Raw genomic sequence first — 7,828 nt, 5'->3', positions numbered from 1 at the left:
GAGCCTCATTCCTCGACCCATGGAAGCATCCGACGTAGGGTCCCATGTCAAGCCTTACCCTAGAGATCTTTTCCCAAAATTCAACCCTAGAACGACCTCTAATAAATGGAATGGAAAGGAGATAACTTACATTTCAGAAATTGTGTCTTGACAATGGGGTGCGGCATAGTCATCATTGGACCCTCTGGTTCTGGAAAAACGACTCTGTTACGTTGCATGAATCTATTAGAAACGCCGACGTCAGGAAGTTTGACGATCGGAGGGAGAGAAGTTAATTTTAATCTCAATAAACGCCTATCACAAACAGAAATTCTAGCTTTGCGCAAGCAGACGGGCATGGTTTTTCAGGGATTTAACTTATTCCCGCATATGACTGCGCTTGAAAATGTTATGGAAGGCCAGGTAACCGTACTTAAACGGCCCAAGACTCAAGCCGCAGAACGGGCACAGGCCCTGTTGGAAAAAGTCGGCTTATCCCAGAAAAAAGATAGCTACCCTTACCAATTGTCCGGTGGACAGCAACAACGTGTGGCTATCGCCAGGACTATGGCTATGGAGCCTTCTGTCTTCCTGTTTGATGAACCAACGTCTGCTTTGGATCCAGAACTTGCAGCAGAGGTGCTCAAGGTCATGAAAGACCTTTCCCTCGAAGGGATGACGATGGTCGTAGTGACACATAAAATGAGTTTTGCCAGAGATGTTGCTCATAAAATTATTTTCATGGATGAAGGAGTTATCCTTGAGGAAGGTTCCCCACAAGAATTTTTTAATAATATATCAAATCAACGACTTAAACAATTTCTTAATCTAATAGAGGATTGAAAAAGGGGTGTCTCAAAATTGCGTATGAGACACCCCTCTTTTGTTTCCATAGACATAAAAAACTAATGCAGCATGTTTCGTTCAGCCATTTGAATCGCCATTTTCACCATATTCCCGCAATTCCTTGAAGAAACCGCTCCAAAACCTTCCTGTCTTACGGTATCCCCAAATCCAAGTTCTTGCGCGATCTGTTGTTTAAGACCTTCAGACATGGTACTTCGGTTACTTTTAGACATTGAGCTTCCCCCTTTCTTTTGCAGGACAATAGAAATAAATTTTACTTTGTAGTGTTACAAAGCAACTTTAGTTTAACACCTTCTTACGAATAATATGCACGCATAAGATAATCACGAGAAGGAAAATTTTTCGATATACAAGGTGTTTGATTATTTTACTATCTTGAGTTATCAGAAAGAAGGAAATTAACTAAATATAAAGAATACTAAGTTTGAATAAAATTAATATACAAGGAGGTAGTCTCTTGAAAAAGCCTTATTTGATTAAGCTTTTCGCTGTTATTCTCTCTTGTGCCTTAATTCTAGCGGGGTGTGGTACAGCAGCCACAGCTCCAGCCGCGAACACACCGACGGATAGCGCAAAGAAAAACCCTAACTTTAAAGTGGCATTGGTTACGGACGTTGGAGGTCTGAATGACAAAAGCTTTAACGCTCTTGCGAACAAGGGAGTAGAAAAAGCAGAAAAAGAACTCGGTATTACGAAAAGCGTTGTTGAATCAAAGCAAATGACGGATTATGAGACCAACTTAAGTCGTTTCGCGGAGCAAAAGTATAACTTGGTTATTGCTGTAGGCTTCTTAATGCATGATGCGGTTGAAAAAGTAGCGCAAACCTATCCGGATACTAAATTCATGATCATCGACGACTCTATTACGGATCGCCCCAATGTTGCATCAGCCTTATTTAAAACCGAGCAAGCCGGTTATTTGGTAGGCATGATGGCAGGGCTGATGGAAAAAGCACAAGGTATTCCCAATATGGCAGGCAAGAATACGATTGGAGTCGTTGGCGGAATGGAGATTCCACCTGTCACTGATTATATTGCGGGCTATATCCAAGGAGCAAGAAGCGTTAATCCAGATATTGCGGTTAAACTCAATTACACGGGTAAATTTGATGATCCTGCCCTCGGCAAGCAAACGGCTCTAAGTCAAATTACAGCTGGAGCAGATATTGTGTTTCAAGTCGCAGGCGGGACAGGAACCGGGGTACTCGATGCAGCCAAAGAAAAGAAAGTCTATGCAATCGGTGTAGATGCGGATCAAAATTTTGTGGCTCCAGAGACGGTCATAACTAGTGCGACGAAAGCGATGGATGTTGCGACCTATGACGTGATTAAGGCGACCTTAGATAACCAATTCAAGAGTGGTAATGTATTATTCGATTTGAACAATAATGGTGTGGCCTTTACGGCACCGATCAAAACAGTACCCCAAGATATTGTGGATAAAGTGAACGATGCAGCAAAACAAATCAAAGAAGGCAAAATTAAAGTTTCCACGCAAGTTCCGAAATTGTAAAAAGGTACAAAGAATTAAGATAAATGACGTTCAAGATGAAGTATTAGAATAGAAGAAAAGCAAAAGGATTGCCTCAAGAGTGGGGCAATCCCTTTCTTCACTCAACATTGAATGCGCAAAACAGGGAGGGTGCAATGCACATTTGCTTGGAAGTGAAAGAGATTACAAAAGAATTTCCGGGAGTATTAGCAAATGATCACGTGAATATGGAGGTTTCCGAAGGGGAGATTCATGCGATCCTGGGTGAAAACGGGGCTGGAAAATCAACGCTCATGAAGATAATTTATGGGTTATATAAACCAGACTTCGGCACAATCCGGCTTTACGGTAAAGAACTTCAGTTTACAAGCCCCCGCCAGGCGATTGAAACAGGAATTGGCATGGTTCACCAGCATTTTATGCTAATTCCGGAATTGACCGTGGCTGAGAATATTGTTCTGGGCGGAGAACTAGGAAAGGTACATTACCGGCGCAAGGAGAATGAAGCCCTGGTCCGGGAACTCTCAGCACAATATCATCTGGAGATAGACCCCTCGATGAAGGTGAAAGACTTGACCGTAGGTTTGCAGCAGAGAGTAGAAATTCTGAAGGTTTTTTACCGTAAAGCCAGACTTTTAATTTTAGATGAACCGACGGCTATGCTCACTCCTCAAGAAGCAGAGGAACTTTTCTTAGTTATGGATAAACTCCGTTCGCAAGGAGTACCCATTCTTTTTATTAGCCATAAGCTTGATGAAGTCAAGAAGATTTCGGACCGCATAACCGTAATGAGAGCAGGAAAAGCGGTCTCTACACTCGAGACCAAAGCCACGACCCCACAGGAACTGGCTAACTTAATGGTTGGCCATGAGGTTATCCTTCAGGTCTCTAAACCTCCTCAGAAGGCTGGAGAGCCGATCCTCGAAGTTAAGAACTGCGTGGTTTCTTCCGGCCGGATCGACAAGGTAAAGGGGTGCTCCTTTGAAATTCAGAGAGGAGAAATCTTTGGGCTCGCCGGAATTGATGGCAATGGGCAAGCTGAGCTTGTGAATGCTCTTACCGGGATTACACGCATTAAAAGTGGCCAGATCTTCTTCAACGGAAAAGAGATTACGACAGCCTCGGTACGCCAACGAATCAATGCCGGAATCGCCTATATTCCACAGGATCGTCAGGTAGATGGGTTAGTGATGGACTTTAAACTTACCGAGAATTTTATGCTGCGGGATTTTGCGCAAAAGCCATATGCCAGGGCAGGACAATTGCAGAAACAGGTGATTGAGCAGCACTCGAATCGCTTGGCCGAAGACTACGATGTTCGCCCCCGCCAAACGCAAACGTTAGCACGTAATCTTTCCGGTGGAAATCAACAGAAGGTTATTCTCGCCAGGGAAGTAAGCAGGGACCCGGAGCTCCTCATTGCGGCTCAACCCACGCGCGGGCTTGATGTTGGAGCGATCCAATTTATTCACAATAAGCTCCTTGATCTTCGTACCGAGGGCAAGGCAATTTTGCTTGTGTCCTTAGAACTCGATGAAATTATGGCACTTTCCGATCGAATCGGGGTTATTCATGAAGGCAAGCTAATGGACATTCTGCCGGGTGGGGAAGTAACGAAAGAAGAATTGGGATTACTAATGACAGGTGTAGGCCTGGAGAAGGAGGGGTAAGATGCATAAGGCAGTTCAAGGAATCATTACCCCTTTAATTGCGGTTGGGATAGCGGTTCTTATTGGCGCACTTGGAATGATCGCAACTGGGCATGACCCACTTCAGGCGTATGGCGCTTTATTTGTGGGTGCGTTTGGGACAAAAGTCAATTTCGCGAATACCTTAGCTAACGCCGTTCCTCTTATACTTTCCGGCTTAGGGGTCGCGATCACCTTTAAAGCAGGACTCTTCAATATTGGGGCTGAAGGGCAATATTGGATGGGAAGTATGGCCGCGGTCTGGATCGGATATTCCCTACCAGGTCTACCTCCAGTACTTCATGTCGGTTTGGCCTTTTTAGTCGGTATGTTGGTTGCTGGACTCTGGGCAGGGATCATTCCTGGTTTAGCCAAGGCCTTGGTCGGTGCACATGAGGTTATTACAACGATGATGATGAGTTATATTGCCATTTACTTAAGCCATTACATGCTGGAAGGTGGGCCCATGATGGCTCCAGGTTATACACCACAGTCTCCGATGATTCTACCCTCGGCCCAGTTAGGGATGCTCGTTGAACGGACGCAGTTGTCCTGGGGAATCGTAGTGGCACTTGTTGCAGCTTGCGTGGTGTACTGGATTATCTATAAGACGACTTTAGGGTTCCGCTTGCGGACGGTGGGTCTAAACCCCCGGGCGGCCAAGTACGCAGGAATCAATGTATCGTTTAATATGGTACTCGCCTTATTCCTTAGCGGTGCACTGGCTGGCTTAGCAGGAGCAGTCCAAATGCTAGGTGTCCAGCATCGTCTCTATGACAGCTTTTCTTCGGGGTACGGGTATACCGCAATTGTCGTGGCCTTGCTGGCGAATAACAATCCGTTTGGCGTTATTTTAGCGGCCATTTTCTTTGCTGCCTTATCAACCGGTGGTCAAGCGATGCAAATTGCCTCTGGCGTGCCTGCTCACCTCACGGAAATGATCTCTGGAATTATCATCTTTCTGGTTGCTGCCAAAGAATTCGGAGCTATCTTCCAACGCAAACGCACGGTCAAACGTAACTTAACCGAGAGCAAGGGGGGGTTGAAGGTATGATTTTAAATGAACTGGCCAAGCCGGAATTGTGGGCAGCAACGTTAGCTATGGCGACTCCGATTGCGCTACCTGCTCTAGGGGGAACGTTTTCGGAACGCAGCGGTGTTGTTAATATTGCTATGGAAGGGATTATGCTGATTGGGGCCTTTTTTGCCGTTCTTTTTTCTTACTTGACCCATAATCCTTGGCTCGGCTTAGTGGGAGCAGTGATGATGGGAGGTCTCATCTCACTTTTGTTCGCCTGGTTCACGATCAACATCGGCGCGGACCAGATTATCGTGGGGATGGGGATCAATATCTTTGCTGCAGGGCTTACGGCCTTTCTATTAAACACAATTTTTGGCTATGGGGGAACTCCACGTGAGACTCTGGCTCTGCCCAATATAACCCTACCACTGGTCAAGGATATTCCGTATCTTGGACCGATTATTGGACAGCAAAATTCGGTGGTCTATTTAATGCTCGTCCTAGTCATCGCCTCTCATTATTTTCTCTTCCATACGAATTTAGGTTTAAGAGTTCGAGCCGTTGGCGAAAACCCGCAAGCGGCTGATACAGCAGGGATCAATGTCAGGAAGATCCGTTATTTAGGGGTAATCCTAGGAGGAATGCTTTCGAGTTTAGGGGGAGTCTATTTATCTTTAGGCTTACTGAATAGCTTTGAAGTGAATATGAGCAGCGGTCGGGGGTATATCGCTTTGGCTGCCATGATTTTTGGTAAATGGACTCCGTTTGGTTCACTGGGAGCGGCTCTTTTGTTCGGTTTCGCAATGGCCCTGAGTATGGTACTGCAGGGGACGGGAATCTCAGCGAATATTATTCAAATGCTCCCATATGCCTTAACAATTCTTGCTTTAACCGGCCTTGTGGGGCGGAGCACTGCTCCAGCAGCCGATGGAATTCCCTACCGGCCGGATGGACAATAAAAAAGCGAGGCGAAAAATTGTCTTCCCGGAGAAAATGCTATAATAAACTCAGCGCCAGCAAGGAGTTCCATTATCAACAAAAGATCGTTCAAGTGAGGGCGGAGTCCCTAGAATTAAGGAGCTTGGACATTATCCAATGGATCGAAGATAGAGGTGGGGGTGAAGAGGATGAATTATGATGCAGCCTATGAAACGGCATTGACCCGCTTTCAACAAACTTCGTTAGAAGAAATTGCTCAGTTTTCAGGATATCCAGTGGTCGACACCCAAATTCAGGTGCACTTCCTTGGACAACAATTTACAGTGGAACATCCTTCAGGAAGATTCGAACCTGAGCCTCAATTAGAGGGAGAACTCCCGATCTTTGCCCAGATTCTCATTTTGCATTATTTGGCGAATCCAGTCCAAACAAATGTGTCCGGACAATTCATTTCCTATAAAGAGCTTCCTGGTGGCGGAATTTACATTCAACCTTTTACCAACCGGGCGATTCGTCCAATGGTCCAGTTTTTTGGCGAGCAACCGGAACGTATACTTGATATCGGAAAACGCGTCGATGGGCTTCCGGTGAAGCTGGGGGATGCAGCGGTAACACTGAAAGTGTTCCCTAAAGTGCCTGTAACGCTTGTACTCTGGGGTGGCGATGAGGAATTCCCGGCCTCAGGAAATATCTTATTCGATAGCTCGGCCTCGGAATTTCTCTCCACCGAGGACTATGCTGTTTTAGCGAATTTTGTTGTTATGACGCTGAAGAAATATGCAGAGTAGACCTCCATGTCGCTAAAATTCACCCTCCTGTCTAGGAGTGGTGGATTTTTTTTATTATAGATCAATTGTATTGTATGGAACAAATTCATCTGGTCTACACTAAAACCTGAAGGAGGTGTTTCTCCATTGCATACCTTATGGAAAGGATCAATTAGTTTTGGCCTTGTCAATGTGCCGATAAAAATGCATGCCGCGACTGAATCCCAGGAGTTTCACTTTAACTATCTTCATGAGGCCTGCCATAATCGGGTTCGTTATATCAAAAAGTGTCCACATTGTGATCTTGAAGTCAAACCCGAGGATCTCGTCAAAGGTTACGAATATGAAAAAGATCAGTATGTCCTCTTGGCGGATAAGGATTTAGAAGCGTTGGAACAGCCGATGAGCCGCTCGATTGATATCCTCAACTTTATCGATCTCAAAGAAGTGGATCCGATTTACTACCAAAAGTCATATTATTTAACACCAGAAGATACAGCACAGAAGGCCTATCGTCTTCTCTGTCAAGCGATGGCGGATACAGGTAAAGTTGCAATTGCTCGTTTCACCATGCGTTCTAAACAATATTTAGCCTGCCTAAGATCTTTCGATGAAGGACTGATTCTGGAAACGATGTATTATCCGGCAGAAATTCGACATCTCGAAGTGACTTGGGACAAGGTTACCCCGACAGAGACCGAAATTGCAATGGCGCAGCAATTGATCGAGAATCTTGCGGTACCCTTCGATCCAGAAATGTATCGGGATGAGCTCCGTGAGCAGATGAGAGAAATGATTGAGCGGAAGGTCGCTGGCGAAACGTATAAGGTTATCGCTGCACCTGAACCTGGTAAAGTGGTTGACTTGATGGAAGCGCTGCGCGCGAGCCTGGCCGTTACTGAACAAGAAAAAGGAAAACCAGAGCTTAGAGTCGCGGCTAACGGAAAGCTGGATCGGACTGGGGATCAAGGTATTGAAACGGAAACAACGCAGGTGAAACCAACGAATCAAGAGAAGTCGACTCTAACACCACGCCGAAGGAAAGCAAGTCGTGCCAAAGGAGCATAGGGTAAGC

8 protein-coding genes are annotated in these 7,828 nt (G+C 45.5%); 7 read left to right on the top strand and 1 reads right to left on the bottom strand.

The window, feature by feature from the left end; translation table 11 throughout:
• Nucleotides 1–153: 153 nt before the first annotated feature.
• Nucleotides 154–822 (top strand): amino acid ABC transporter ATP-binding protein, encoded by a 669-nt coding sequence (locus tag VM640_RS01485; RefSeq protein WP_325389198.1) that lies wholly within the window; start codon nucleotides 154–156, stop codon nucleotides 820–822.
• A gap of 62 nt (nucleotides 823–884) precedes the next feature.
• Here the strand turns inward: VM640_RS01485 and VM640_RS01480 are convergent, their stop codons facing one another.
• Nucleotides 885–1,058 carry a small, acid-soluble spore protein, alpha/beta type gene (locus tag VM640_RS01480; protein ID WP_325389190.1) on the bottom strand — a complete coding sequence of 58 codons (174 nt, stop codon included), beginning with the start codon at nucleotides 1,056–1,058 and terminating at the stop codon, nucleotides 885–887.
• Between the two features lie 245 nt (nucleotides 1,059–1,303).
• Here VM640_RS01480 and VM640_RS01475 point away from each other — a divergent pair, with 245 nt between their 5' ends.
• From VM640_RS01475 to ku, 6 genes are all read left to right on the top strand, one after another.
• Nucleotides 1,304–2,359 (top strand): BMP family lipoprotein, encoded by a 1,056-nt coding sequence (locus VM640_RS01475; protein WP_325389188.1) that lies wholly within the window; start codon nucleotides 1,304–1,306, stop codon nucleotides 2,357–2,359.
• 134 nt (nucleotides 2,360–2,493) lie between these two features.
• Entirely contained in the window at nucleotides 2,494–4,008 is a 1,515-nt protein-coding gene (locus VM640_RS01470) for an ABC transporter ATP-binding protein (RefSeq protein WP_325389186.1), read from the top strand.
• Between the two features lies 1 nt (nucleotide 4,009).
• Nucleotides 4,010–5,080, top strand: a complete 1,071-nt coding sequence (locus tag VM640_RS01465; RefSeq protein WP_325389184.1) for an ABC transporter permease — start codon at nucleotides 4,010–4,012, stop codon at nucleotides 5,078–5,080.
• A complete protein-coding gene (locus tag VM640_RS01460) occupies nucleotides 5,077–6,006 on the top strand; it encodes an ABC transporter permease (protein WP_325389182.1) in 930 nt (309 codons plus the stop codon). The genes VM640_RS01465 and VM640_RS01460 overlap by 4 nt, the downstream gene beginning before the upstream one ends.
• 168 nt (nucleotides 6,007–6,174) lie before the next feature.
• Nucleotides 6,175–6,774 carry a DUF3786 domain-containing protein gene (locus VM640_RS01455; protein WP_325389181.1) on the top strand — a complete coding sequence of 200 codons (600 nt, stop codon included), beginning with the start codon at nucleotides 6,175–6,177 and terminating at the stop codon, nucleotides 6,772–6,774.
• A gap of 126 nt (nucleotides 6,775–6,900) precedes the next feature.
• A complete protein-coding gene (gene ku, locus VM640_RS01450) occupies nucleotides 6,901–7,821 on the top strand; it encodes a non-homologous end joining protein Ku (RefSeq protein ID WP_325389179.1) in 921 nt (306 codons plus the stop codon).
• Nucleotides 7,822–7,828: the final 7 nt, after the last annotated feature.

Source organism: Desulfitobacterium sp., from assembly GCF_035539115.1.
In the GTDB taxonomy this organism is placed as follows: domain Bacteria; phylum Bacillota; class Desulfitobacteriia; order Desulfitobacteriales; family Desulfitobacteriaceae; genus Desulfitobacterium_A.
The sequence above is the reverse complement of the archived record's forward strand: the minus strand, read 5'-3'. Positions and strand labels throughout refer to the sequence as shown.